At 67.8% G+C, this 429-nt stretch carries 1 pseudogene; it reads left to right on the plus strand.

The window, feature by feature from the left end:
* Nucleotides 1–429 (plus strand): annotated as a pseudogene (locus tag EN738_RS35035) (EamA family transporter); the annotation flags it as partial.

Here is a 429-nt window from a genome sequence, read left to right on the forward strand (position 1 = left end):
AGCTTTTCCAGCACGTTCATCGCCATTCCCATGGCGCTTTTTCACGCGCTTCCGGCCGCGGCCGCCTGGCCCTATGTCGTGCTCTCGGCCGGCCTGCAGGTCGGCTACAGCGTGTTCCTTGTCGCCGCCTACCGCTATGGCGAGCTGGGGCAGGTCTATCCGATCGTGCGCGGCAGCGTGCCGTTGCTGGTTACGCTTGGCAGCTTCCTCATGGCCGGCCAGCGGCTCACCACGCCGGAGATCGCCGGCGTCGCGCTGGTCGCCTGCGGCATCATGGGATTGTCGCTTGGCAAGGGAAGGGCATCGACGACGTCGATCCTCTACGCGCTGGCGACGGGCGCGATCATCGCCGCCTACGCAACCGTAGATGCGATCGGCGTCCGCGCCGCCGGCGACAGCGGCGCCTACACCGCCTGGGTGCTGCTGATC

This window comes from Mesorhizobium sp. M4B.F.Ca.ET.017.02.2.1, assembly GCF_003998955.1.
Taxonomy (GTDB): Bacteria; Pseudomonadota; Alphaproteobacteria; order Rhizobiales; family Rhizobiaceae; genus Mesorhizobium; species Mesorhizobium abyssinicae.